The sequence below is a fragment of the Arthrobacter sp. ISL-30 genome (assembly GCF_018613855.1).
Taxonomy (GTDB): domain Bacteria; phylum Actinomycetota; class Actinomycetes; order Actinomycetales; family Micrococcaceae; genus Arthrobacter.
Genome location: NZ_JAGGPK010000012.1, coordinates 18,563 through 43,017, shown reverse-complemented (window position 1 = coordinate 43,017; position 24,455 = coordinate 18,563). Strand labels below are relative to the sequence as shown.

The 24,455-nt window shown below is 62.7% G+C and carries 26 protein-coding genes and 1 pseudogene; 12 read left to right on the top strand and 15 right to left on the bottom strand.

Features of this window, described 5'->3' with window-relative positions:
- Positions 1-18 precede the first annotated feature (18 nt).
- Both J7E82_RS04945 and J7E82_RS04940 read left to right on the top strand, forming a co-directional pair.
- On the top strand, positions 19-1,440 hold the full coding sequence (locus J7E82_RS04945) for a class I adenylate-forming enzyme family protein (protein ID WP_214861034.1): 1,422 nt from the start codon (positions 19-21) through the stop codon (positions 1,438-1,440).
- Positions 1,415-2,659 (top strand): thiolase family protein, encoded by a 1,245-nt coding sequence (locus J7E82_RS04940; RefSeq protein WP_214861032.1) that lies wholly within the window; start codon positions 1,415-1,417, stop codon positions 2,657-2,659. Before J7E82_RS04945 ends, J7E82_RS04940 begins: the two co-directional genes overlap by 26 nt.
- A 54-nt stretch (positions 2,660-2,713) precedes the next feature.
- Here J7E82_RS04940 and J7E82_RS04935 read toward each other — a convergent pair whose 3' ends face one another.
- Genes J7E82_RS04935 through J7E82_RS04925 form a run of 3 tightly spaced genes read right to left on the bottom strand, consistent with a single transcriptional unit; the run spans position 2,714 to position 4,708 of the window.
- Complete coding sequence (locus J7E82_RS04935; RefSeq protein ID WP_214861030.1) at positions 2,714-3,337, bottom strand: energy-coupling factor transporter transmembrane protein EcfT; 624 nt, start codon at positions 3,335-3,337, stop codon at positions 2,714-2,716.
- On the bottom strand, positions 3,334-4,050 hold the full coding sequence (locus tag J7E82_RS04930; RefSeq protein ID WP_214861028.1) for an energy-coupling factor ABC transporter ATP-binding protein: 717 nt from the start codon (positions 4,048-4,050) through the stop codon (positions 3,334-3,336). Before J7E82_RS04930 ends, J7E82_RS04935 begins: the two co-directional genes overlap by 4 nt.
- A gap of 43 nt (positions 4,051-4,093) precedes the next feature.
- A complete protein-coding gene (locus J7E82_RS04925) occupies positions 4,094-4,708 on the bottom strand; it encodes a biotin transporter BioY (protein WP_214861026.1) in 615 nt (204 codons plus the stop codon).
- Between the two features lie 279 nt (positions 4,709-4,987).
- Here J7E82_RS04925 and J7E82_RS04920 point away from each other — a divergent pair, with 279 nt between their 5' ends.
- Positions 4,988-6,586, top strand: coding sequence for an ABC-F family ATP-binding cassette domain-containing protein (locus J7E82_RS04920; RefSeq protein WP_214861024.1), 1,599 nt, complete (start codon positions 4,988-4,990; stop codon positions 6,584-6,586).
- A 125-nt stretch (positions 6,587-6,711) separates the two neighbouring features.
- Positions 6,712-6,933: a hypothetical protein gene (locus J7E82_RS20545; protein ID WP_251041502.1), complete on the top strand. Its 222-nt coding sequence runs from the start codon at positions 6,712-6,714 to the stop codon at positions 6,931-6,933.
- A 49-nt stretch (positions 6,934-6,982) separates the two neighbouring features.
- On the opposite strand, the pseudogene J7E82_RS20540 reads toward J7E82_RS20545, so the two are convergent.
- The 7 genes and pseudogenes from J7E82_RS20540 to J7E82_RS04885 form a co-directional block, all read right to left on the bottom strand.
- A pseudogene (locus J7E82_RS20540) lies at positions 6,983-7,192 on the bottom strand (SDR family NAD(P)-dependent oxidoreductase); the annotation flags it as partial.
- A 28-nt stretch (positions 7,193-7,220) separates the two neighbouring features.
- Positions 7,221-8,468, bottom strand: coding sequence for an ROK family transcriptional regulator (locus tag J7E82_RS04910; RefSeq protein ID WP_214861022.1), 1,248 nt, complete (start codon positions 8,466-8,468; stop codon positions 7,221-7,223).
- A 76-nt stretch (positions 8,469-8,544) separates the two neighbouring features.
- Positions 8,545-9,216 (bottom strand): Type 1 glutamine amidotransferase-like domain-containing protein, encoded by a 672-nt coding sequence (locus J7E82_RS04905; RefSeq protein WP_214861020.1) that lies wholly within the window; start codon positions 9,214-9,216, stop codon positions 8,545-8,547.
- Between the two features lie 389 nt (positions 9,217-9,605).
- Positions 9,606-9,830, bottom strand: coding sequence for a hypothetical protein (locus tag J7E82_RS04900; protein ID WP_214861019.1), 225 nt, complete (start codon positions 9,828-9,830; stop codon positions 9,606-9,608).
- A 264-nt stretch (positions 9,831-10,094) separates the two neighbouring features.
- On the bottom strand, positions 10,095-10,292 hold the full coding sequence (locus J7E82_RS04895) for a DUF1508 domain-containing protein (protein ID WP_214861017.1): 198 nt from the start codon (positions 10,290-10,292) through the stop codon (positions 10,095-10,097).
- A 693-nt stretch (positions 10,293-10,985) separates the two neighbouring features.
- Entirely contained in the window at positions 10,986-12,959 is a 1,974-nt protein-coding gene (locus J7E82_RS04890) for a glycosyltransferase (protein WP_251041466.1), read from the bottom strand.
- A gap of 89 nt (positions 12,960-13,048) precedes the next feature.
- Entirely contained in the window at positions 13,049-14,320 is a 1,272-nt protein-coding gene (locus J7E82_RS04885; RefSeq protein ID WP_308113619.1) for a glycosyl hydrolase, read from the bottom strand.
- A 398-nt stretch (positions 14,321-14,718) separates the two neighbouring features.
- Between J7E82_RS04885 and J7E82_RS04880 the strand changes: the two genes are divergently transcribed.
- Positions 14,719-15,087 carry a response regulator transcription factor gene (locus tag J7E82_RS04880; protein ID WP_214861013.1) on the top strand — a complete coding sequence of 123 codons (369 nt, stop codon included), beginning with the start codon at positions 14,719-14,721 and terminating at the stop codon, positions 15,085-15,087.
- Positions 15,088-15,120: 33 nt separating this feature from the next.
- On the opposite strand, the gene J7E82_RS04875 is transcribed toward J7E82_RS04880, so the two are convergent.
- The 3 genes from J7E82_RS04875 to J7E82_RS04865 are packed head-to-tail and all read right to left on the bottom strand — an operon-like array spanning position 15,121 to position 16,832.
- Positions 15,121-16,014, bottom strand: a complete 894-nt coding sequence (locus J7E82_RS04875; RefSeq protein ID WP_214861011.1) for an SURF1 family protein — start codon at positions 16,012-16,014, stop codon at positions 15,121-15,123.
- The gene (locus J7E82_RS04870; RefSeq protein WP_214861009.1) at positions 16,015-16,296 is read right to left on the bottom strand and encodes a hypothetical protein; all 282 of its coding nucleotides are present in this window, start codon (positions 16,294-16,296) and stop codon (positions 16,015-16,017) included.
- A complete protein-coding gene (locus J7E82_RS04865; RefSeq protein ID WP_374223592.1) occupies positions 16,293-16,832 on the bottom strand; it encodes a DUF3099 domain-containing protein in 540 nt (179 codons plus the stop codon). Before J7E82_RS04865 ends, J7E82_RS04870 begins: the two co-directional genes overlap by 4 nt.
- Positions 16,833-17,066: 234 nt before the next feature.
- On the opposite strand from J7E82_RS04865, the gene fabG reads away from it, so the two are divergent.
- Positions 17,067-17,792, top strand: coding sequence for a 3-oxoacyl-ACP reductase FabG (fabG, locus tag J7E82_RS04860; protein ID WP_214861007.1), 726 nt, complete (start codon positions 17,067-17,069; stop codon positions 17,790-17,792).
- Between the two features lie 130 nt (positions 17,793-17,922).
- Positions 17,923-18,672 carry an SDR family oxidoreductase gene (locus tag J7E82_RS04855; RefSeq protein ID WP_214861006.1) on the top strand — a complete coding sequence of 250 codons (750 nt, stop codon included), beginning with the start codon at positions 17,923-17,925 and terminating at the stop codon, positions 18,670-18,672.
- A gap of 132 nt (positions 18,673-18,804) precedes the next feature.
- Here J7E82_RS04855 and serB read toward each other — a convergent pair whose 3' ends face one another.
- On the bottom strand, positions 18,805-19,698 hold the full coding sequence (serB, locus tag J7E82_RS04850; RefSeq protein ID WP_214861004.1) for a phosphoserine phosphatase SerB: 894 nt from the start codon (positions 19,696-19,698) through the stop codon (positions 18,805-18,807).
- A gap of 110 nt (positions 19,699-19,808) precedes the next feature.
- Here serB and J7E82_RS04845 point away from each other — a divergent pair, with 110 nt between their 5' ends.
- The 5 genes from J7E82_RS04845 (at position 19,809) to J7E82_RS04825 (ending at position 23,807) form a co-directional block, all read left to right on the top strand.
- Positions 19,809-20,594 carry an ABC transporter ATP-binding protein gene (locus J7E82_RS04845; protein ID WP_214861002.1) on the top strand — a complete coding sequence of 262 codons (786 nt, stop codon included), beginning with the start codon at positions 19,809-19,811 and terminating at the stop codon, positions 20,592-20,594.
- A gap of 19 nt (positions 20,595-20,613) precedes the next feature.
- Positions 20,614-21,399, top strand: coding sequence for a sulfite exporter TauE/SafE family protein (locus J7E82_RS04840; protein ID WP_214861000.1), 786 nt, complete (start codon positions 20,614-20,616; stop codon positions 21,397-21,399).
- Positions 21,400-21,406: 7 nt separating this feature from the next.
- Positions 21,407-22,216, top strand: a complete 810-nt coding sequence (locus tag J7E82_RS04835) for an RNA methyltransferase (RefSeq protein WP_214860998.1) — start codon at positions 21,407-21,409, stop codon at positions 22,214-22,216.
- Positions 22,217-22,370: 154 nt separating this feature from the next.
- On the top strand, positions 22,371-22,628 hold the full coding sequence (locus tag J7E82_RS04830) for a type B 50S ribosomal protein L31 (protein WP_159825646.1): 258 nt from the start codon (positions 22,371-22,373) through the stop codon (positions 22,626-22,628).
- 87 nt (positions 22,629-22,715) lie between these two features.
- Positions 22,716-23,807: a biotin/lipoate A/B protein ligase family protein gene (locus J7E82_RS04825; RefSeq protein WP_214860996.1), complete on the top strand. Its 1,092-nt coding sequence runs from the start codon at positions 22,716-22,718 to the stop codon at positions 23,805-23,807.
- A gap of 31 nt (positions 23,808-23,838) precedes the next feature.
- Here J7E82_RS04825 and J7E82_RS04820 read toward each other — a convergent pair whose 3' ends face one another.
- Positions 23,839-24,075, bottom strand: coding sequence for a hypothetical protein (locus tag J7E82_RS04820; protein ID WP_214860994.1), 237 nt, complete (start codon positions 24,073-24,075; stop codon positions 23,839-23,841).
- Positions 24,076-24,455 lie beyond the last annotated feature (380 nt).

The window sequence follows — 24,455 nt, the reverse complement described above, 5'->3', positions numbered from 1 at the left end:
GGACGGTAAAATCGACCGATGCCCTTCCTGAACAATCTTCAACGATGGGCCGAGGACCGTCCGGACGACACCGCCGTCGTCATCGGCGGCAGCGGCCTGAGCTGGAGTGCCCTCCGTGACGCCGCAGCGCAGCTTCTCCCGGCAACTCCGGCCACCACTGTCCTTGCGGAACCTAATTCCCTGGCTTTCGTGGAGGCATTCACGGCTGCCATGGCGGGGGAGCGGCGTTGCGCCGTCCTCGATCCCACTTGGCCCGCACCCATGATCGACGACGTCAGGCAGCGCCTTCATGAAGCCGGCCGGCCTGAGGCATTGGGGCCCGAGGCAGGGGCGTCGGGGGAGGAGAAGCTGGAGGACGGCGATCCGGCATCAGACTTCCTCATTGGACTGACCTCGGGCACCACTTCGGTGCCGAAGGCCTTCACCCGTACCAGGCGCTCCTGGCAGGCCTCCTTCGAAGCGTCCATTGAATTCTTCGGCCTGACGCCTAGGGACAAGACCCTGGCACCGGGGCCGCTGGCCGCAAGCCTTAACCTCTACGCGCTGTCCGAATGCCTTTACGCGGGATCGGCGTTCCAGACGTTGGAAACCTTCGACGTCGGCGACGCCCATGCCGCCATCAGCCACGACGGCGTTACTCGCCTGGTACTGGTGCCCACGATGCTGCGCCTGCTCAGTGAACGCGGCCTAACGGGCGGCGTGGACGCCTCGGGCATCCGGAGCATCATCTGTGCTGGTTCCAAGCTGGATGCCCGGACCCTGGAAGCTGCCCGCCGATGGGCGCCGAATGCTGCGATCCACGAGTATTACGGAGCCTCGGAACTCAGTTTCGTGTCGGGCACCCATCTCGCTGCGGGGGAGCCGTTGGATGCGGGCGGAACAGGGATTGGCCGGCCGTTTCCCGGCGTCGAACTTCGCATCCTGGATGATGAAGGCAAAGAACTTCCCGACGGCGACCACGGCAACATCTGTGTCCGTAGCGGCATGGTCAGCAACGGCTATCTCTGGGGCGACGACGGTAAGGCGCTTCGCTGTTTCGACGGCTGGTACACCGTGGGGGACCAGGGGTATCTGCAAGACGGCGTCCTGCACATCCTGGGCCGCCGCTCGGACATGATCATTACCTCCGGCAAGAACGTGTATCCGCATGAAGTGGAGTTGGCCCTGGCTGCCGTGCCGGGAGTCGCCGCGGCGGTGGCGGCTGGCGTGGCGGATGACGTACGTGGCCAGAAGGTGGTGGCAGGAATCGTTCCTGCCCATGGTGCCCTGACGGCCACCCAGCTGAAGACCGGCCTTGACGGACTCCTGGCGCGCGACAAGCGTCCACTGCAGTACTTCAGCCTCTCCGAACTCCCCGTGACCGACCGCGGAAAGGTCAGCCGGAGGGTGCTGCTGGACTGGATCGAAAACCAGGATGCGAGGGCACGGCTCCTTGCCTAGCGTCAGTTCCCCAGGGGACATCGATCCCACGCAGCCGGTCATCATCGCGGCACTGCGCACGCCCATTTGCCGGTCCGGGGGAGCCTTGAAAACGTACCGTGCCCACTCCTTGCTGGCGCCCGTGCTCGCTTCCCTGCTCGACCTAGCCGGCCTACACTCCGAGGATGTCACGGATGTCATCATTGGCAACGCGGTGGGCGGCGGGGGCAATGTGGCACGCTTTGCTGCCCTGGAGGCAGGGCTTCCGCCGGGCGTTCCCGGGATTACCGTTGACAGGCAGTGCGGCTCCGGGCTCGATGCGATAGTCCTGGCCTCGCGGCTCGTGGCGGCGGGCGGGGACGGCGTGTACCTGGCTGGAGGCGTGGAAAGCATCAGCACTGCGCCGCTCCGGGCGCATCGGAACGACGACGGCGAGCCGGACTTCTATCGGCGGGCCAGCTTCGTGCCGGCTGCCTATGGTGACCCGGACATGGGAGTGGCTGCGGAGAACGTGGCTAGCGAGTTCGGTATTTCCCGTGAAAGGCAGGATGCCTTCGCGCTTGCGAGCCATGCACGTGCCTCTGTGGCCCGGGCCAGTGGGGTGTTCAGGGGCGAGACGGTGCCGCTCCGGGATGGCCGGGGATCGGACGTAGTCACGCTTGATGGCGGACCGAGAACATCGCTGACCCCATCGGTCCTCGCGCGGTTCCCCGCAGCCTTCGTGGAGGGCGGTACGGTAACGGCCGGGAACTCCTGCTTCGACGCCGACGCGGCGTCCGCCGTCGTCATCACCTCACTCAGGCGCGCCCGCGAACTCGGAGCCGCTGACGGTCTCCTGGTTCTGGGAAGCGATACCGCCGGCGTCGATCCGCGGTTGCTCGGCATCGGGGCCTCGGTTGCCGCCGAACGGCTACTGGAATCGCACGACTTGGCTTCGGACCGGCTTGACCTCGTGGAATTCAATGAGGCATTCGCCTCACAGGCTTTGGCCTGCCTCGATGCCTTGGAGATTGCGCCTGAGCGGGTGAACCTCGACGGCGGCGCGCTGGCGCTCGGTCATGCCTACGGCGCGTCCGGGGCGGTCCTGGTGACGCGTCTGCTGGCCCAGGCCCGACATCGTTTTGACGCGGCGAGCGACGCCGGTCCTGTGGCTGACGGCGAAAAGCTGGCATTGGCGATGATCAGCATTGCCGGCGGGATGGGCACAGCTGCCCTCTTCCGGTACCTCCCTGAGCTGTAATCCCGGAGCTGTAGTCCCGGGAGTTCACTCATCGAGCTTTGCCGGAAGACCCGGCTACTCGTCAGCCTCGCCCAGCCCGCGAGCGGCCAGTGCCTCCCCGGTCTGCCTCGCGTAGGCCACCGTTGTGATAAACACCGGGAGCACAAGCGCACGCGGGTTCCGTTCAAGGCCACGGGCACGCGCCGAATCACGTACATCCGCGAAGGCGCCCGCGATAAAGGGAATGCTGCGCAGCATGATGGCTATGGTCAGCGCGAAGCGCTCGGGATCGGCTCCGAACCGCCGGAACGGCCTGGCCAGGGACACTACCCCGTCAAGGAGGTCCTGGACCGGCGTCGTAGCGGTGAGCACGGAGGCCGCCACGATGCAGAGCAGCACGTTGAGGACGATCCTCCCCGCAACCGGCCCGCCAAGCTGCCACCATTGGAACAGGCCGATGGCCGCCAGCACAGGCGCAACCAGCCAGACGGCCCTCAGCAGGCGCCGCACACCCGCGCCGGAGAGCAGGAAGACCCCGCACAGGGCAGCCAGGGCAGCCGCGGACACCAACCAGTCCGCAATGAGGAACGAGGCTCCGCCGCAGACGGCCACCAGCACGAACTTTGCCCAGAGGGGAGCGCGGTGAACGGGCGATGATCCCGGCACATAGTTCGCCAGCAGGAACCCGTGTCCCCTCATCCCCGGGCCACCTCGCGGGTGCACAGGGCCTTGTACCAGGCGGCTCCTTCGGCGGGACCGCCGTCGAACACCACTGATCCCTGGTCCACTACCAGTACACGATCCGCATCCAAGGCGAGCTCGAGGTCATGGGTGGACAGAATGACTTGCTGGTCCAAGTCGGCCAGGGTGCGCCTAAGGAGCTCGCGGTTCCGCAAATCCAGCAGGGTGGACGGTTCATCGAGGACGAGGATCTGCGGATCCACGGCGAGAACCGCAGCGAGGGCCAGGAGCTGTCGCTCTCCGCCGGAGAGCTCATAGATGCTCTGATCCGCCAAGGGAAGCAGTCCAAAGCGTGCCAGGGCTGCCTCGGCTTTCGCCCTCCTCTCCGTGGCATTGCGGACTGTGCGCCGAAGCGACAGCTCAACGTCCTCCCGCCCGGTGGGCATGACAAGCTGGGACAGCGGATCGGTGAAGACAAAGCCGACGTCGGCCCGCACCCTCCGGACATTCCGAACCGTATCGGCCCCGTTGACCGTGACGCGTCCGGAGCTTGGGACAACCAGGCCGTTGATCAGCCGTAGCAGGGTGGATTTTCCTGAGCCGTTGGCTCCGATGACGGCGACGCGGCGTTCGGAGACCTGCAGCGAAATATCCTGCAGGAGCACCTTGGGCTCGCTGCGGCCGTCCATGGTGACAGCCACGGTTACATCGTCAAAAAGTATGGAATCCACGTTTCCTGGTCCTTGCTTGCCTGAATTCCCGCTTTGTTGGCCCCTACTTGACGCGTCGGATCAGCAGGTCCGGAAATGCCTTATGAAGGGCGACGGCCACCACGGCGGCGAGCACATTCTTGAGGATGTCTCCGGGGTAGTACGCAAGGTCGGCGATAAAGGCGTTGGACAGGGCCAGCTTGCCGTTGACTACCATGCCCAGCACGCCCAGCGTGTGGACCAGCAGGATACTGCTCACCATCGCGCAGGCAAAGAATAGGGCGGTACGGGCCTTGGCGGTACGGCGAAGGACGATCGTCGCCAGCCAGCCTGCAGCGGCGGCGGCCAGGGGGAAAGCAATGATATAGCCGGCGGAAGCCGTGGCAAGGATCCCCAGTCCGCTGCGGCCGCCGCTGAAGATCGGCAGCCCGGCGAGGCCAAGCAGGACGTAGAGGCCGACGGCGGCAAAGGCGCGTCCCGGGCCAAGGGCCAGCCCTGTCAGCATGACTGCGAGGGTCTGCAGGGTGATCGGAACGCCAAGGCCGCCGACGGGAATCGCTGCGATGAGCGCCGATCCTGCCACGAGGGCGGCGAAGACTGCGATCAGCCCCAGATCCGTGGCGTTCCATCGCTTGCGCGACGACGTCTTTGGTTCGGCGGCGGTTTGGGTGTTGCTCATGTCGTGTCCTGTCTGGTGCCTTGCGGGAAGAGATGAAATGTCCCAACGCTGACACTACCCAGCGCGGCAATGGGCCATTTTGTAGGGGTTCCACCAGCAGCTTTGCAACGCGTTGGCGGGAGGGCACAAAAGAGGTCCGTTGCGTTCAGTTCGGAAGTGGCGACCGGGCAGGAGCTCTGCCGGTAGAATTGTCAAGGCCGATTGTTCGGCCCAACCGCCGCAGCAAAGGCCGGAGCACTCCGCGCAGCAGGCGTTCCCCATTGAAAGGCATTCCCCGAAGTGATAACTGTCCAGGATCTTGAACTGCGCGCCGGCGCCCGACTCCTGATGGACCAGGTCAATTTCCGGGTGGACAAGGGGGACAAGATCGGCCTTGTCGGGCGAAACGGCGCCGGAAAGACCACACTAACCCGTGTGCTCGCCGGGGAAGGACTCCCCGCAGCGGGCAAAGTGACGCGAAGCGGCGAGATCGGCTATCTGCCCCAGGATCCTCGCACGCCTGACATGGAACAGCTTGCCCGCGACAGGATCCTGTCCGCCAGGGGACTGGACGTCGTCGTCGGGAAGCTCAAGCAGGCCCAGACTGATATGTCCAGCGAAGACCCCGAAGTACACCGCAAGGCTATGAACCGCTACGACCGGCTCGAAGCAGAGTTCCTGGCGGGCGGCGGCTACGCGGCCGAGGCCGAAGCAGCCGCAATTTCCTCCAATCTGGCCCTGCCCGAGCGCATCCTCAACCAGCCGCTCAAGACCCTTTCCGGCGGACAGCGGCGTCGTGTGGAGCTGGCCCGAATCCTGTACTCGGGCGCGGAAACCATGCTCCTCGACGAGCCCACCAACCACCTCGACGCCGACTCGATCGCTTGGCTCCGGGACTTCCTGAAGGGCCACCAGGGCGGACTGATCGTGATCAGCCACGACGTCGAACTGCTTGAGGCAACGATCAACAAGGTCTACCACCTGGACGCGAACCGTGCCCAAATCGACTACTACAACATGGGCTGGAAGCGGTACCTGCAGCAGCGTGAGACGGACGAGCGCGCCCGCAGGCGCGAGCGTGCCAACGCTGAAAAGAAGGCCCAGGTCCTGATGGACCAGGCCAACAAGATGCGCGCCAAGGCCACGAAGGCCGTAGCGGCCCAGAACATGGCCAAGCGCGCCGAACGGCTCCTCGGTGGCCTCGAGGCCGTCCGTGAGAACGATCGCGTTGCCGCGCTGCGCTTCCCGGATCCTTCGCCCTGCGGAAAGACTCCGCTCACGGCCGAGGGGTTGAGCAAGTCCTACGGTTCGCTGGAAATCTTTACTGACGTGGACCTGGCCATCGACCGCGGCTCCAAGGTCGTTATCCTGGGCCTCAACGGTGCAGGCAAGACCACCCTCCTGCGGATGCTGGCCGGCGTCGACAGTCCCGACACCGGCGAGATCCTTCCTGGCCACGGGCTTAAGGTGGGCTACTACGCCCAGGAACACGAGACGCTCGATACCGATCGCACCGTCCTGGAGAACATGCGTTCCTCCGCCCCGGACATGAAGGACGCGGAAGTCCGCGGCATCCTGGGTTCGTTCCTGTTCTCCGGCGACGACGTCGACAAGCCCGCCGGAGTTCTGTCCGGCGGAGAGAAAACGCGGTTGGCCCTGGCAACCATCGTGGCCTCCAGCGCGAACGTGCTGTTGCTCGACGAACCCACCAACAACCTGGATCCGGCCAGCCGCGCCGAAATCCTCGGTGCGCTCCGCAATTACACGGGCGCCGTGGTCCTGGTCAGCCACGATGAGGGCGCCGTCGAGGCACTAAACCCTGAGAGAGTCGTGCTGCTCCCGGATGGCGTGGAAGACCTGTGGAACGAGGATTACCTGGACCTCATCACCCTGGCATAGGGGTCTTTTTCAGCCGGTCTCCGGCAGGTTTTCACGCCAGCTTGGATAGCCGTGTGCACTCATCCCACAATCGCTTTCGTGCTTCCGGATCTGACCCCATTCCCGGCGTCGGAAGTTCCTTGCGATTGGTCCAGAACTTGCCGGAAACCGCTGCAGTTTCGGGTGAGGTGGCGAGCCCAGACGGCGGTGTCGGCGGCTTTCTCGACGGGCTTGCCGAAGGTGTTTGTCATCCAGCGGAACGGGCCGCCGACGTCGTGGAGAAGGGCTGTGTCCTTGACGAGGCCCGGGTGGACGGCGTTCACGACCACGCCCGTACCCTGAAGGCGTTCGGCGAGCTCTTGGGTTGACGAGCACGTCGAGCTGGTTGTGGCGGGTAAGGAACTCATGCGCCGCCGAGCGGATCGATGCGTGTGATGAGAGGTCACAGGCAAGCGGCTCAAGCTTGGCGTTTGGGACTATAGCGCGGATATCGCCCATGGCCTCTTCCGCCCGAGCCTCGGAGCGTCTAACCACGACGACGGTGCCGCCTTCGCGCGCCAGCGCCGTCGCTACCGCTTTGCCGATGCCACCTGTTGCGCCTGTCACAAGCGCTACTCGCCCATCCATCGAAGGCATCGCTATCGTCTCCTGACGCTTAGTTGGCTATTTTGTGTGTGTGCAGCTCAAGGTCCAGGCTGTTTTTCTCCACATAGTCCAAAGCGCTCCTAGTAGCACCCACCGTAACTATTGAAGCGCCCAGCGGAGAAACAGCGATCCTCGGCGGGGTTGCCGTAAATTCTTTGAGTCGTTCGGCGATGGGCCCAAGCAGCACGCCGGCGGACTCTGCCACAGCGCCGCCGATGACCACCAGTTCGGGGTTGAAGATGGTTGCCACGACTCCGATCACCCTGGCCATCCTGTCTGCGAGGCGGTCCAGGATCTCTAAGGCGAGGGCGTCCCCGTCTGCCGCCGCGGCGAATACATGTTCGGCTTCTACGTCCTCCCCGGCGTGTGCTCGGAGGGATGTCACGGCTGTGCCTGCCAGGGCTTCTGCAGCCCAGGTCCTGGCCATGAGGGCGATGCCGAAAGTATCGCCTACGCCTTCGACATGCTTCAGGAACGCCAACTCGCCGGCGCCGCCGTGGCTGCCGTGTAGGAGCCGCCCGCCGTCGATGACCCCCGAACCGAAGCGTTCGCTGGAGAGGATCACCACAACGTCGTCCACACCGGCAGCCGCGCCGCACCAGCGTTCGCCCAAGGCAGCAAGGTTTGCATCGTTTTCCAGCAGCACCGTCCAGCCGTGAAGGTTCTTCAAAGCTGATTTGATGTCCACGTCAAAGAGTTCCCAAAAGTGTTGGGTGGCCAACACGTCGCCGTTTCGGTCAACGGGTGCTGCTATTCCGACGCTCACGGCAAGCACCGTGTCGGCAGAAGCACCTGCATCTTGAAGGGCCAACATCGCCGTCCGATCGATGACGGAAATACGTTCCTCGGCGGTAATTTGGACGCCGGGGATGCGATCTTCGGTGGTAATTTGGACGCCAGGGAATGGCTGACTGGACTTTCCTACAGTTTCCCCTCGGAGGTTTGACACCACCGCAGTGGCCTTTGCGATTCCAACATCCAGACCCAGTATGTATCCGGCATTTTCGTTGAACTGGAAGCGGCGGGCGGGCCGGCCTTTCTGGTACTCGCCAAAGGCGCGCTGGTTCTCCAGCTCCCGGATCCAGCCCCGTTCCATGAGCTCCTCGCACACGGAAATCGCAGTGGCCCGCGCGAGTCCAGTTGCCTGCATGACCTCGGTAATTGTCACTGCCCCTGAAGCTCGCATGAAGTCCAGAACGGCATTGGCACTTACTCGGCGCAGCAGCTGGGGCGCAGGCGCTGAGATCACAGAAGACATAAGTGTTGACCTCTCTATGGGTTACGCCACATAATACTTCAGTTAATAAATTTTTGTCTCAAATTAAATAAGATCACTAACGCCCGTCTAAGACTTTGTCGGCATGACGAAGACATGCTTGTAATACTCCACCGTTGGAAACGGAGAGTAGAAATGGCGCCACGGCGCTTCCGGCTTTGATGACTATCCCAGATGTTTCGGGAATGCCAAGCACCGGCTTCTCGTGGCGCAGGTTTAGTTTCAGCGCCACATGTAGCTCCTGGTCTGAGTAGTGGGGGAGAACCATCGCCCCCGTTACCAGCTTGAGACCGCTAAAATCCTTCAAATCTGTTTTGTTTTGGTCGTAGCCAGCTGCACTGTCAATGCTGTCAGCGGTGAGAATTGCCCCCGCGCTTCCGCCGTATAGGGAACCTCCGGTGGCGACGAAGTCTCTGATTGGGGTAATGAATTGTTGTTCGACAACATGGTTCAGTAGGTCGTACGTGTTGCCTCTACCGATAAAGATCAGGTCGAAGGCGACGAGTTCGGACGGGTCATGATGGACGAGGTCGATCCATGTCGTCAAAATGACGTCCGGCCAACGCTTAGCGATGTTTCCCCTAAGCCATTCATCAGCCCCCAAGAGCATTTCGCCACTGAGGGCGAACGGCCAGTAGAGCACCCGTAGTGTGTCTCTGAGCATTTCAATCCAGAGAAGCTCTTCGTCTTCGGCCGATCCTCCGCCGCCAAGGTAAATGGTTCCAGGCATGCCTCAATGTTTGCGTCGAAGAAAGTGTTCGCAAGTAAACGAGTCAGCCAGAGACGCTTTAATCGACTGTTTTCGAGACCAGAGATACCGTCAGGGCAGAGACTTAGATTGCCGGCTCCTGTTAGTTGAGTGCCTCAGCCAAATGACAAGCTGCGGCACGCCAATGATGGCGGCGAAGAGTGCCCCCATCCACGGAGTGGGGCCGCTCACAACAACAATCAAGAGAGCTAGCGGAAGTGCGATGCATAGAGCTATGACAGACCACAGCCTGGCCTTGCCGTCGGATTTCATGCTGTGATCCTAGCCATGCGTTGTCTTCTCCAACACCACTCGCTGCATAAAAGAATGCCGTGGGGTCACTATGGCATAGTCGTCCAAACCCGTGCCCACTAATGCAAAATAGCGCTAATCTCAGCTCGGACCAGTCGCTCGGCCATTTCGCCAAGGTCGAGGTTCAGGACGGCTTTGAGGGCGCGTGCCATGTTAGGGGCTGCGGCAAGGAATTCGGCCAGGCCCGGATCAGATTCCAGCTCCCGCCCTAGCCTTTCTCTCACGTCATCGGCGGTCCAGCGGCTGTCGGTGTGCTGACTGGTGAGTACAGTCCTGGTGTTCATCGCCCTGTCCCTTCCCTACGCCCTATGGATTGGCTTTGCTATAAGCGACTATGCCGTGTGGGGCTCAAGAATCGATCAGGCAACAAGGCCAAATTTGTGCAGGATTTGTCTAGATTTTCCTGAAGGTCGCCGTACCAGGGACCCCGATGCGTTGTAAGTGAAGATGCGGTAGCAGTCCGCCGTACTTGGTGCATCGTGCTGCAGGGTGTGTCCTGGCCTGGAGTGTATGGGTCTACCAACATCAGGCGGCACTGCCGCGCGACGTCAGGCGTTGGTGTTGAACCCGGTGAGATCTACTATTCTCCCCATGGCTGCGGCTTCACGCACGCTCCAGATGCCGGCGATTGCGAGATCCTCGTCTTCGTAAGGCTCCGAGGTGAGCATCACCGTACCGTCCAATGCAACCAACCGGAACCGGAAGGAATCTTCCGCGTCCAGATACAGTTCGAACTTAGCTGCCATTGTGGATCTCCTAGCGTCATGGGTACTCAGGGTATTAACCGCATAAACAGGCAATCGTGACGCACGTTCACCTGGGGCGTCGTCGATCCCGTTCCTTCGCGGCCGCCCTTTCAGACCTCAGACGCCCTGCCCCTCCTGGATGGTCGGCGTGGGTATCGACACTCTCGACGGTAGAAAGGGATGCCTCCCAAGAAACGTACGACGGCGCCATGGACGCGTCCCGTGGGCAGTGGTACCTTGCGAACAAGTGCCCGGGCATGGCCTTTGGAGGGCCTGAGCATGTGAGCCGGCGCAGAAGGGCGGGGCTTTGGAGCCGCAGTTATTTCTGGTCGGCAGCGGTGGCTGTGGGTGCTTTTTCTCTAATGAAGATCCGGGCAAAAGGAGTTCATGATGGCAACCTGTGATACCTGCGGTAACGACTATGACAAGGCATTCACCTTCACGCAGGGCGATGTCAGCGGCACCTTCGATAGCTTTGAATGCGCCATTCACGCTATGGCTCCTACCTGCGCCCACTGCGGCTGCCGAATTGTTGGCCACGGGACCGAGGTCGGAGATTCAATGTACTGCTGCGCGAACTGCGCCAGAAACCATGGGCAGGAAGCTGTAAGAGATCGGGCGTAAACCGGACCCTGATGACGGGGTGTATGCGACTGAGAAGTGCCGATGCTGCCCTAGTCAGAGTTGCAGCACCTATTGGTCGGTCGCAGCACCTCCGTCGGTCGCGGCACCGGGCGATGTGGCTTCGCTCGGGGTAAATCCTTTATAGAGGGCGGCCCTGACGATCACGCTGAGGAGTACCAAGTCATATCCGACCCAGGCAATGTTGACCAGGGTTCCTGCCGGTGCGCCGATGCCGGTGAACATGCGTACCAGCCCGGTAACTGCGGCCAGGACAAGGACCGCGATGGCTATGAGTTGGGGGCGGATCAGGGACCATGGTGGACCCCCGCCCTGTCGGGTCTTCGGGGTGACGGCGAAGCCGAGATCACGGCCGAAGAGGACGTTGGCGGCCGCCGTCGTGCAGGCTTTGATCCATGTAGGGAAGAGGGCCACGCTGTACTGCTGACCGCGCCAGGTTTTCCTGCCCCGGGCGGCGACAAAGAACAGGACCTGGTTCACGATCAGGAACGGAAGCAGGCGGGCGAAGAAGTCGACACTGAACGCGTCGACGGGCAGCACCCCGAAGCAAAGGAAGATGATCGGGGCTGCAATGTAGACCACCGCAGCAAAGCCCGAGAGGTAGCTCCACATCGTTGAGAAGTACATCAACCGCTGCCCGAGGCTGAGCCCTTTTTGCAGGAGCGGATTTTCGCGCAGGAACACCTGCATGGTGCCTTGGGCCCAGCGCAGGCGCTGGGTCAGCATGGTCCGAAGGTCTTCCGGCGCGAGACCCTTGGCCAGGATCTCATGATGATAGACGCTCTCCCAGCCCTGAGTATGCAGGCGCATGCAGGTGGCCATGTCCTCAGTCACGGAATTCGTGGCCATGGGCATCACGGGAAGGGCCTCATCAGCACGGTCCACATCCAGAGCCCGGACCATCCTGCGAACGGGGCCGATGGCCCCGATAGGGGACCAGTCGCGCTGGGCCAGCCGGTCAATCACGCCATCACCCAGCAGGCTGCCATAGCGCAAACCGTGGGGAAGGTGCCCCATCTCGTCCAGATCCGCCTCGAGGGACGCCAGGTCTGCCGTGACAATGTTCCGGGCCGCCGCATCAACCTTTCGCTGGAAGTTGTAGGTCACGAGTCCGACGGGGCTGTCCTCCCGCAGTTCCTGACGGGCGATGCGCACTGCCGAACCGAGATCATCCAGTGCTCGAGTTAGGTGCTGCCCGGCAGCGCTGTGCTCGCTGTGGGCCTGCAGGATGACTTTGTCCGCGTCCTTTAGGGTCTGCCGGACCGTGGCCGTGACCCCCTGGACGTACCAGGTGATCCCGACCTGCATAAGCGCCTCACGCCGAATGATGGCATTGGAGCCGCAGAAGAAGGCGGCGTTCCAGCCATCCTTGCCCTGCTGGATGGGGCCGTAGAACAGGGGAGCCTGGCTTCCCAGGATGTCATCATCGTTGACGTTGCAGAACCATTGCGGAGTCTGGACCAGGGCAACCTTTTCATTGTTGAAGTGGCCCAGCATACGGTGCAGGATCTGTGGTTCCGGGATCTGATCGGCATCCAGGATGAGCAGGAACTCGCCCTGCGTCGCGGCCAGGGCGTTGTTCAGGTTTCCGGCCTTCGCATGCCGGGGCCGGTTTTCCCATTCTGGAGAGCGGGTGATGTAGCCGATTCCCGCCTGCTCGGCGGCCTGCTTCATGGCGGGGCGGCCGCCGTCGTCGAGAATCCAGGTGTTGTGCGGGTAGCTGATGCGGCGGGCGGCGATCGCCGTCGTCATGACCAGATCGATTGGCTCGTTGTAGGTGGTGATGAACACGTCCACGCTGAACCCCTCAGGCGGGGCCGGAGGTGTCTGGCGTTCACGCAGCCGCCACATCGTCACGCCGAACAGGAAGGCATCGATCAGACTGTAGGTTTCGACCATGACCAGCGGCACACTGATCCATGCTGCCGACCAGTTCACGGAAAACAGCCACCGCCACACGATGTAGTTGATGCCCAGGATCAGGGTGAGTGCGGTCAGGATCCGGACCAGGAATTGGTGGTTCAAGAAACGCCTCATGTCATGCCTCAGTTGCACTGGTCCGGGTCACACCGCTGCCAACATTTATTAGCGGCGGTGCGACGCGGCATCTTGGGTCAAGAGTTCCTGGCTGCCAGAGCCGTAGCCAGGGCATTGGCTGAGGCGGTAGAGCTGTTGATTCGCCAGTCGACTTCCTTGTTGTGGTGGAACCAGACAAAGCCGGTAACGTCGGGCTGGGCTGCCAGGTACGAGACCAGGGAGGTGTTCCAGTTGGCTTTGGACCCTCCGGCCTCGGCAGACGCTGTTTCGGAGATGATGATTTGCTTGCCCGGAGCGAGGCTGCGAAGTGCGGTCAGGCCTTCACCAAGCAAGGCCGACGGCGACGTCCAGGAACTCCACGACTGTGACGTGCCCCAGTTGTAGCCGTCCAGGGCCACGATGTCGACGTAGCCGGCGCCGGGGTAGAGCCCGCTGAGGGGAGTGGATCCCCAGTACGGAACGTTCGGAGCCCAGACCCACTGCACATTGGTGGCGCCGGTTGCGGCCACGACGTCATGGACGTGGCGCCAGGCTGCAACATAGTCTCCCGCGCCGTTTCCGTTGGCGGCCTCGGCCCAGGGGTACCAGTTGCCGTTCATTTCATGGGCGAACCTGAGCATGACCGGCTTGCCCCAGGTCTTCAGGGCATTGCCCCAGCCCTGGATGTAAGTGTCGAAGTCTCCGCCGGTGATGCGGTCCAGGGCGTAGGCCGGCTGGTTGGCGCCGTTGCCGCTCCAGAGCCATGGTTCCCAGGTGATGAGGCTGGTCGCGCCGCGTGCGTCGACGGCGTTAAGGTCTGCGATCGGTGCGGCCCGGCTGAAGTCCTTGTACGACATAACGATCGACGGGCTCTCATTCACCAACGCGGCGACCGCGTTGAGTTCGCTCGCCGCCTGGGGACCACCCGGCGTCGACACGCCAAACCTCAGTGAGTCGGAGCTCATCGGCGGTGTGACCGTTGTGCCCGATGTCTTGGTCCTCGCCGCCAGTGTGAGGGGAGTGGCTTCGGCCGCGGTTGCGGCCTCCCGGCCGGCCATGAGGGAGGCCGGGCTGTACGTGACGGCGTACTGCGCCGAGGCCGAGGCCTTTCCGGCCTTCGCGGAAACCACAACCGTTGCTGACGACGTCGGCGGGATGGTGACGGTGGCGCTGAAGGAGCCGTTGGATCCGGTGGTAAATGGAGCACTCGCGGATCCCGCCGTTACGGGACCCGAGGCCTGGCGGGAGAAGCTGGAACCCGTCACCGTAACGGAGGCTCCGGCCGGACCGGCAGTATCATTTAGGGTGATCTCCGCCGGGCTTGCGGCCTCCGCCGGTACGGTGACGCCAAACAACACAGCCAAAGACACAACCAGGCTGGATACAACCAGCCGGACAAAACGATTTCTTTAACACAAACACTCCCCAGCATCAGTGAATCTCCGCACCCCTTGACGGGGCTGACAAGTTTGGTCCCGGTGGCCCTGCCAAGGCTCTGTGACTGTCGCCCCGACGAAGACCACCGGGGCCCCCCAATCCCCTCCCCTTCCAGCTACGAATGCAGCGGCCTACAAGGGGATTCGAAGACAATCTTGACAAACGGGCACGACCCAATGAGGGTTCCAGAGGAAATCCTCGGCAAATCCTGCGCTGTTCCTGCGGTAGCCTCCGGACGATAACCTGCCATCATAAGAGAAGAACCGGACAGTCTTTTCGGTCGTCCCGGTAGCCCGGGTCGCTATACTGGGGGCAAAGAGAGTGGGGGGTCATGTCAAGGGGAATCTGCCTCGTTGTTGAAGATGATGAGGACATAGCCGGACTCATCTCCCTCATCCTGACGCAGGAAGGCTTCGACGTTCACGCCGTCGGCACTGGCATGGCCGCGCTCAGGGAGGCCCCTGGCCTGAATCCCGCGCTGATTACCCTGGACCTCGGACTGCCTGACATTGACGGACTGCACATCGCCCAAGACCTACGGAAAATGACTGCAGCGCCACTGCTCATACTCACGGCCCGCGCAGCTGTCACCGATCAACTCGACGGCATGTCGGCCGGGGCATCAGGCTACCTGGCCAAACCCTTCCGGCCCCATGAGCTGCGGGACGCCATCAACCAAATCTGCCCCGCCCACAGCTGAACCTGCCACAGCTGACTTCAATTGGTGCGGGAATTAGTATCCCTGCGCGTCCAGAATGGCGTCTTCTTCTTCCTCGGCCGTGGGACGCTTCCGTTTGCGGGTTGGCAGAGTTCGACGGCGATTCCTACTGTCCGCCGAAGTGCCTGGACCGGCGCCGGTCACTTCGCCGTCGTCGAGTTCGCCGTCTAGTTCCGCATCAATCTTCGCGTTCCGCGCCTGCTGCCGCGCCGCGTAGCCGAAGCCGATGAACATCAGAATGCCGAACGCAAACCACTGCAGGGAGTAGGAGAGGTGAGTGCCTTCGTCGGTTGCGGGTTTCGGGAACGCAACCGGCATGGGCTGGACGGAGGGCGTTTCGGATGCCAGCTGTCCGTAGGCGCCTGTCAGGATCGGGTAGCCGAGTTCCGAAGCATAGGACGGGAGGTCGATCGATGCCAATTGCCCGTCGAGGGCGCCGCGATCCAGCTGTGGTTCGGAGTGCTTAAGCCTGACGACGACGGTCACCATACCGGATGGGGGAGCGGGGACGGAGTCCGGACGACCGGGAGTGTTATTTCCAATTGGCAGCCAGCCCCGATCCACCACTACTGCTTCGCCGGTAGTCAGCCGGAACGGGACCACGACCTCGTAACCGGGCTGGCCATTGAGGGGACGGTTACGGACGATGCGCTGGCCTTCGACGTCGTAGCTGCCGCGCAGTTCCACCTGCGTCCATTCGCGTTCGGGATCCAGTGAGCTGAACTGATCCTTGGCCTGGGAAAACGGGAGAGGCTCTGCTGAGTAGTTGGTGTTGACACGGTTGATCTCTGCGAGGGTCTCGGCCCGGCGGTCCATCTGCCAACGGCCCAGGAAGACACAGCCCGTTGCGAAGATGGCTGCCAGCAGGAAATAGCCCAGCCATTTGCTGGAGAAAAGGAAGCGGTACATTCAGTGGACCCCGCCTGAAACGGCCCCGGCATTCAGCGGCAGGGTCTCCTTCCAGAGCCCGCGGGTCTGCAAGTAGTCCTCCAGCCAGTCCCGGTGTTCCCCGCAGGCGAGCCAGACCTTGCGGCGATCAGGGGTGTGAATCCGTGGGTTGTTCCAGAGCAACTGCCACTCGGCATCAGCGCCGCAACCCTTGCGTGAGCAGATCGCGGCCGATTCGTCAGGCAGCCCGGTCCCTTCCCCTTGGCCTGACGCGTCAGGTCCGCCGAGATTGAAGATGTTCATGACGCTGCCCGTTCCTCGCCGTTTTTCCTGGGTGCATCGCCGGAACGCACATCCCCTGTCTCTGCCGCCGTCTCTGCTGTGACCTCTGCCGCACCCGAATCCGTTGAGGGGCCAGCCGTTGAGGAGCCAGCCGTAGGTGGCTCGTCCGGCACGAGTTCGCCCTTAAGGACGGTCAGGGGAACGTCTGCCTCGGCCGTGCTCGGGGCGGCCGCATCAAGTTCAGGTGATGCCACATAGTCCAGCAGTGAGTCGCTGTGGACTTCGGCTTTGTCGCTGCCATTTGCGATCACGACGGCGATCCACGGCAAGAATACGGCGCCAGCCACCGCCACGATCTTGAACCAGCCGTCCACGACGAAGATGAGGATGATGCAAACCATACGGATTCCCATGGCCAGGGAGTATTTGATCATTCGATCCCGCATGTCCTCCGAATGCGCAGCGGCAGCATCCGTGATGCTATGCACCTCGTAGCTGCCGGAAGGAGCGTCCGGGTCCCCGGGCGCACCCTGAAGGGGACGGTTTTCTCGTGTCACGACTGAATAATCACGCTCCAAAGCTTCCCTCCAATTCTCTCACCATCGCCTGATGCGCCCAAACCGCGCCAGCCCAGCCGACCCGGCAGCAGCCCCAGCCGAAGCCCCCCGCCCAGTCGGGCTTAGCCGCGCCTAGCCGCCCCTGCGGCTCGGTTGCGGCTCGCGCGGCTAAGATCAAAGGCAGGAAAATCCCCCTTTCATGCAGCATCCATGCCGCAGAATCTGGAGCGAACTATGTCTGAAGCAGTAAATTCGGGTCGCAGTGTCCTTATCACCGGAGGCAACCGCGGGATAGGACTTGCCATTGCCGAGTCGTTCCTGGCGAATGGCGACAAGGTAGCGGTGACGTACCGGAGCGCCTCGCCCCTCCCCGAAGGAATCCTGGGAGTGCAGGCGGACGTCACCGATGAGGCGTCCCTGGATGCAGCCTTCAAGGAAGTGGAGGCCGCCCACGGTCCCGTGGAGGTACTGGTGGCTAACGCCGGGATCACCAAGGACACCCTGCTGCTGCGCATGAGTGAAGAAGACTTCACTTCTGTGGTGGACACGAACCTCACTGGAGCCTTCCGGGTCATCAAGCGTGCCTCCAAGGGGATGATCCGCCTGCGCAAAGGCCGCGTGGTACTCATTTCCTCCGTTTCCGGGCTCTACGGTGCCCCGGGGCAGATCAACTACTCCGCCTCCAAGGCCGGCCTGGTGGGCATCGCCCGCTCACTGACACGCGAACTGGGCAGCCGGGGAATCACGGCGAACGTAGTGGCGCCGGGCTTCATCAACACGGACATGACTGCCGAGCTGCCCGAGGAGACGCAGAAGGACTACCTGTCCAAAGTTCCGGCCGGCCGCTTCGCCGAGGCGTCTGAGGTTGCCAACGTCGTGCGTTGGATCGCCAGCGATGAAGCGGCCTACATCTCCGGTGCGGTCATTCCGGTCGACGGCGGCCTGGGCATGGGGCACTAGCGCCACCGCAGCGGCGGGGGTATTCCGCTGCCAGTTCTTTCTGGAGACGCAACAATCCCATTCCTGCCCGTCGCTGGCATGATGGATTGCAGACCTACGGTATTTGGATGGTTTGAACAAAGGAGCTTTTATGGGACAGCTGGACAACAAGACGGCGATCGTCACCGGTTCTTCGCGTGGCATCGGCGCTGAGGTCGCCAAGATACTGGCGGGCGAGGGTGCCGCCGTCGTCGTCAACTACCGCCAGAAGGCACCCCGGGCGAACAAGGTGGTGGCGGAGATCGAGGCCGCTGGCGGTCGCGCCGTAGCTGTCGGGGCCGACCTCACTACCCAGGAGGGCGTGCAGGCCCTCGCCTCCGCCGCGATGGAGCAGTTCGGCTCCCTGGACGTCCTGGTCCTGAACGCCTCAGGAGGCATGGAATCCGGGATGGAGGAGGGCTATGCCCTCAAGCTGAACCGCGATGCACAGCTGAACATGCTTAACGCAGCCGTGCCGCTTATGAAGGAAGGCTCCCGGGTGGTCTTCGTGACCAGCCACCAGGCACACTTCATCGACACCGTTCCGACGATGCCCGAATATGAGCCCGTGGCCCGCAGCAAGCGCGCCGGCGAGGACGCCCTGCGTGCCCTGCTGCCCAACTTGGCCGAGAAGGGAATCTCCCTTGTGGTTGTCTCCGGCGACATGATCGAAGGAACCGTCACGGCAACCCTCCTTGACCGTTCCAACCCTGGCGCCATCGAGGCCCGCCGCGCCGAGGCCGGAAAGCTCTACTCGGTGCAGGAGTTTGCGGCTGAGGTTGCAGCAATGGTGACGGCCGACGTCGAAAGCGGACATACGGAGTACGTCGGTGGAGCCGACTACCTCAGCAAGGGTGCCTGACACCCCAGCCGGGAATCATTAAAAGCAGGAATTGCACAAAAAGGTCGCCCCTGGAGTTATCCCGGCGGCGACCTTTTTGTGCTCAGAACTATTTCAGCAAATGTTTATTACGTCGACATCCTTTGTGATTTTTCACACGCCTGCGATATGCCGCACGGCGTCCAGGTACGGCATGTTGATCGCTGCATCGGCCACGGCCCGAACGGCGGGCTTTGCGTTGAAGGCGACGCCGATTCCGGCAGCGCCGAGCATGTCAAGGTCGTTGGCGCCGTCCCCGACGGCGATGGTGTGTTCCAGCGGTATGCCTTCAGCGGCGGCCCATTCCCGCAGGTACTTTTCTTTTGCCGCACGGTCGATAACGGCACCCATGACCTTGCCGGTCAGGACGCCGTCGACAATTTCGAGTTCATTCGCAATCCAGTAATCCAGACCCAGTTCCTCCGCGATCGGCCCCAGGATCTGGTTGAAGCCCCCAGAGACCACGGCGACGATGTGCCCGGCTTCCTTGAATGCGGCCACCAGCTCGGCGGCTCCGTGGCTGAGGCGCACTTCTGCGCGGACGGCGTTGACGACGTCGGACGGCAGCCCCGCGAGGACAGCCACGCGGGCGTGCAGGCTCTGGGCGAAATCGAGCTCTCCGCGCATCGCCGCTTCAGTTACCGCTGCGACCTCTTCGCGCTTGCCTGCATAGGCCGCCAGCAGTTCGATGACTTCCTGCTGGATCAGGGTGGAGTCCACGTCCATGATGAGCAGCTTGCGGGGGGCGGCGCGTAGGCTCTCGGAGACAATCGCCGTATCGAGGCTGCCTCCGGCCGACTCGGCAATCCGATGGCGGAGCCGCGCGACGTCGGCTGCCGTGGCGGCGTCGAGTTGCAGCGCAAGGGTCTGGACTTCGAAGCGGGCGTCACCGGCAGTGGACTCGGAGGTGAGGGCCGCGCCCGAATCGGACAGGAGCCTGCGCAGCTGCTCCAGCTCCGGAGGGGACATTTTTAGGCCGTAGCTGACAGCAGCCAAGTTCGAAGTCATGGCTGCAATCTTAGTCAGCGGCACGACCGCACCCGAATTCGTTTCTACGGCAGCGACGCGGTCTGTTCCGGTTATCAGTCCCACTCCGTTTTGTCCTAGTGTCTACTGCTATGAGTGATGTTCTTGAAATGGCTTCCGTCAGCGTTGTCCGGGGTGCAAAGACGCTGCTGGACAAGGTGGATTGGCAGGTCAATGAAGGCGAACGGTGGGTCATCCTCGGCCCCAACGGCGCCGGAAAGACCACTCTGCTCCAGATCGCCGCCGCCCGGCTCCATCCGACAAGCGGGAAAGCCGGCATCCTTGAGGAAGTCCTCGGCGCCGTCGACGTTTTCGAGCTGCGTCCACGCATCGGCCTGTCCTCCGCGGCCCTTGCCACTCAGATCCCGGAACATGAAAAAGTCCTCAACGTGGTGGTCACCGCCGCCTACGGCGTGACAGGACGCTGGCGCGAGGGCTACGAGAAGGACGACGAGCGTCGCGCCTTCGCTCTGCTCAACGAGTGGGGCATGGGACCGCTCCTGAACCGCCCGTTCGCGACACTCTCGGAAGGCGAACGCAAGCGTGTGCAGATCGCCCGTGCTTTGATGACCGATCCGGAGCTCCTGCTCCTGGATGAACCCGCCGCCGGGCTGGACCTAGGCGGCCGCGAAGAGCTGGTCCATCGGCTGAGCGAACTTGCCCAGGACGAGGAAGCGCCGGCAATCGTGCTGGTCACCCACCACCTTGAGGAAGTCCCCCCGGGCTTCACCCATGCAATGCTCCTGCGCGACGGCGGTGTAGTCGCCGCGGGTCCGGTGACCGAGGTGCTCACCTCGGAACACCTCAGCACCACGTTCGGCCTTCCCCTGAACGTGATCGAGAATTCGGGACGCTACACCGCCACAGCCCGCCGCTGAGCCGGCGTCGCCCTGCCCTGTGGAAGCACTCAATACCCTTCTCATTTTCTTTGCGGGTCTCTGGGCCGGAACCATCAACAGCGTTGTTGGCTCCGGCACGCTCGTGACCTTTCCGGTGCTCATTGCGCTCGGGTACGCTCCGGTCACCGCATCCATTAGCAACGCGATGGGGCTGGTTGCCGGAAACATGACCGGAGCCTGGGGCTACCGCCACGAACTGAAGGGCAGGGGACGTCAACTCCTGCGGCTCCTTCCCGCCTCCCTGCTGGGAGGCATCACCGGTGCCTGGCTGCTCCTGCACCTGCCCGAGAGGGTGTTCCACTACGCAGCCCCCGTGCTCATTGTCGCCGCCCTGCTGATGGTGCTGTTCCAGCCGCGGCTCCAGGCGTGGGTCCGTGACAGGGCCGGCAATCCCGAACACGCGCTCCATGACAAGCGGCACGGCGCAGTGCTGGTCCTGCTGGTGTTCCTGGCCGGAATCTATGGCGGCTACTTCGTGGCGGCACAGGGAATCCTGCTAGTCGGGATCCTGGGCGTCTTCATGACAGGGACCATGCAGAACGCCAACGCCATGAAGAACATCCTGGTGCTGGCAGTGAACGTGGTGGCCGCGTGCTCCTACCTGCTGTTCGCCTTTGGACGCATCGAATGGCCCGTGGTGGGTTTGATCGCAATCAGTTCGCTCGTGGGCGGGGTCATCGGGTCGAAGGTCGGGCGCAGGCTCTCTCCTGTGGTGCTGCGGTCCGTGATCTTCGCCTTGGGGCTCGTGGCGCTCGGCGTGATGATCGCCAATCTGCTGAAATAATTCCCCGGTGACCTTCCATTACCTCGAAACCGCGGACGATCCTCGCGTCTCGGACTACACCAAGCTGACCGACGTCCATCTGCGCAAACTGCGCGAGCCGGAGGAGGGCATGTACATCGCAGAGTCCTCCCGGGTGCTCCGGCGCGCCCTCGCCGCCGGTCACCAGCCGAGGTCCTTTTTCCTTGCCGAGAAGTGGCTGGAAGACCTCCGCGACGTCTTCGCCAAGTACCCGGATGTTCCCGTCTATATCGGAAAGGCATCCCTGCTCGAGGAAATCACGGGCTTTCACCTGCATCGCGGTGCCATGGCGGCGATGCAGCGCCCGGCGCCGGTACCCCTCGACCAACTCCTGGCGAAGGCACGCCGGGTTGCCGTGCTCGAAGACATCGTGGATCACACGAACGTGGGCGCGATTTTCCGCTCGGCCGCCGCCTTGGGAATGGACGCAGTGCTGGTCTCACCACGCTGCGGTGATCCCCTCTATCGAAGGAGCGTACGCGTCAGCATGGGCACCGTGTTCCAGGTACCGTGGGCCCGCCTGGAGGAATGGCCGGGCGACCTGGACCGGATCAAGGAAGCCGGGTTTACGGTGGCGGCGATGGAGCTGACCGGCGACGCCGTTAACCTGGATGAGCTCGCAGCGCGCAATCCCTCCAGGCTCGCCCTGGTGCTCGGTACGGAAGGTGCGGGAATGAGTCCCGAAACACTGGCCGCCGTCGACCTTGCCGTAAAGATACCGATGCGTGTGGGAGTGGACTCCCTAAACGTGGCCGCGGCATCCGCGGTGGCATTCTGGGAACTGCGGCCCCGGGAGTAGAGGGAGAGTTCGATCGCAGCCGTGGTTTCGGCTATGATTGGTTGTTGGTCCGGGCACCGAAAGCGTTACCTTCGCGGAAATGCCGGAACTCCGGCACCAATCCATTCATACCTGGCAGCTGGCAAAATCCAGCTGTGCGAACAAAGGTCCCATTATGAAGTCTGAAATCCACCCGAAGTACGAAGCTGTTGTTTTCAACGACCTCGCTTCCGGCGTTAAGTTCCTGACCAAGTCCACCGTGTCTTCTTCCAAGACCATCGAGTGGGAAGACGGCAACACCTACCCGGTTATCGACGTCGAAATCTCCTCCGAGTCCCACCCGTTCTACACGGGCAAGCAGCGCATCATGGACTCCGCAGGTCGTGTCGAGCGCTTCAACGCACGCTTCAAGGGCTTCGGCGGCAAGAAGTAATTCACTTCACCCCAAGCTTTTCGAAATGCCCGCATCGCCGGAACTTCCGGCAGTGCGGGCATTTCCGTTTTCCGGCAGGATGAAGGCATGGCACCTGACATCACCCCTCTGCACGACGGCGGCCCGGCCCACCACGGCGAGTACAAGGTTCCCGGCGGGAAGCTCGTCGTGGTGGATTTCGACGTCGTCGACGGCCGCCTTCGCGGCCTATCCGTCAGCGGGGACTTCTTCCTGGAGCCTGACGAGGCACTCGCCGACATCAATGCCGCCCTGGAGGGGATGCGGGAGGACTCGACGCCGACTGACCTCTCGGCGGCCGTTACGGCAGCCTTGAGCGACGACGTCGTGATGTTCGGTTTCTCCCCGGACGCCGTGGCTGTGGCAGTGCGCCGGGCCCTGGCCAAAGCCACCGGCTGGGCGGACCATCAGTGGGAAGTCATTCCGCCGACGGTGCTGCCCACCCACGTCAACGTGGCGCTGGACGAGGTGCTGACCGAAGAGGTCGGCGCCGGCCGAAGGAATCCCGCCCTGCGATTCTGGGACTGGGAGGAACCGTCCGTGGTAATCGGCAGTTTCCAGTCCTATCGCAACGAAGTTCATCCCGAAGGAGTGGACCGCCACGGCGTGACAGTGGTGCGCCGTATCAGCGGCGGGGGAGCGATGTTCATGGAGGCGGGGAACTGCATCACATACTCGCTGTATCTTCCCCAAACACTCGTGGACGGCATCAGCTTCGCCGACTCGTATGCCTTCCTGGATTCGTGGGTAATGGCGGGGCTGGAGAAGTTGGGCATCAGTGCCTACTACGTTCCGCTGAACGACATCGCAACGGACCAGGGAAAGATCGGCGGGGCCGCGCAGAAGCGGCTGGCTAACGGGGGCATGCTTCACCACGTGACCATGAGCTATGACATCGATGCCGGGAAAATGGTTGAGGTCCTCAGGATCGGCAAGGAAAAGCTGTCGGACAAAGGTACGCGCAGTGCCAAGAAACGGGTCGATCCCCTCCGCCGGCAAACCGGCCTGTCACGGAGCGACATCCTTGCAGCACTGCAGGAGGTCTTCACGGAACGATACGGAGCTGTGGAGGTTGCCCTGAGTGAGGCCGAACTGGCCGCGGCCAATGAGCGGGTTGCCACGAAGTTCGGCACCGCGGAATGGCTTCATCGGATTCCGTAGCGGGTATTCGTGGTGAATATGGACAGGGCCTCTACTTGAACGATGTATCCTCGTCCGAGTTGGGAACGGGATCGTCATTGACTCGTTCCCTGCTCCGATCCCGGATGAGGCCGCTCGCCGCGATCTCCCTGGTCTGGAAAACACCTGCCGCCGCAGCCTTCTTGCTGTGGTACTTCACCGACACGGCGACGACCTTTCCGCTACCGTCAAATAGGTGTACCTGGTAGCCGCCGCCGGGTGCATCTATGAGCTCGAAATGCCCGGCCATGGTGCCTTGCGTCCTTTCATCAATCGCTGGACAGGGGTCTCGCTCTTCACGGTAGCTTCAGGCTCCGGAGTATTCGTCACGGATGCAGGGCCGCCGGAAACTTCACGGCGCTCCAGCTCCTCCGTCACCAGCTCCAGCAGTTTCCTGGCCGAGTCTGAGAGCTCATGAACCGAATCAGGCCCAACCACTGCGTCACACTTGAGCAGCACCGAGCGAAGACGCTGGAGCTCCCGCGAAGGCACAAGCGGCCAGCGGCGAAAGGACCTGAAGACTGATTCGTGGTCTGAATCGCGCGCTGTTGTGAGCGTTTGCGATCCGGGATTAAGGGGGGAAGTGGCATTCGACGTGTCACGCATGGCGCGAAAACTTTCTGAGAAGCG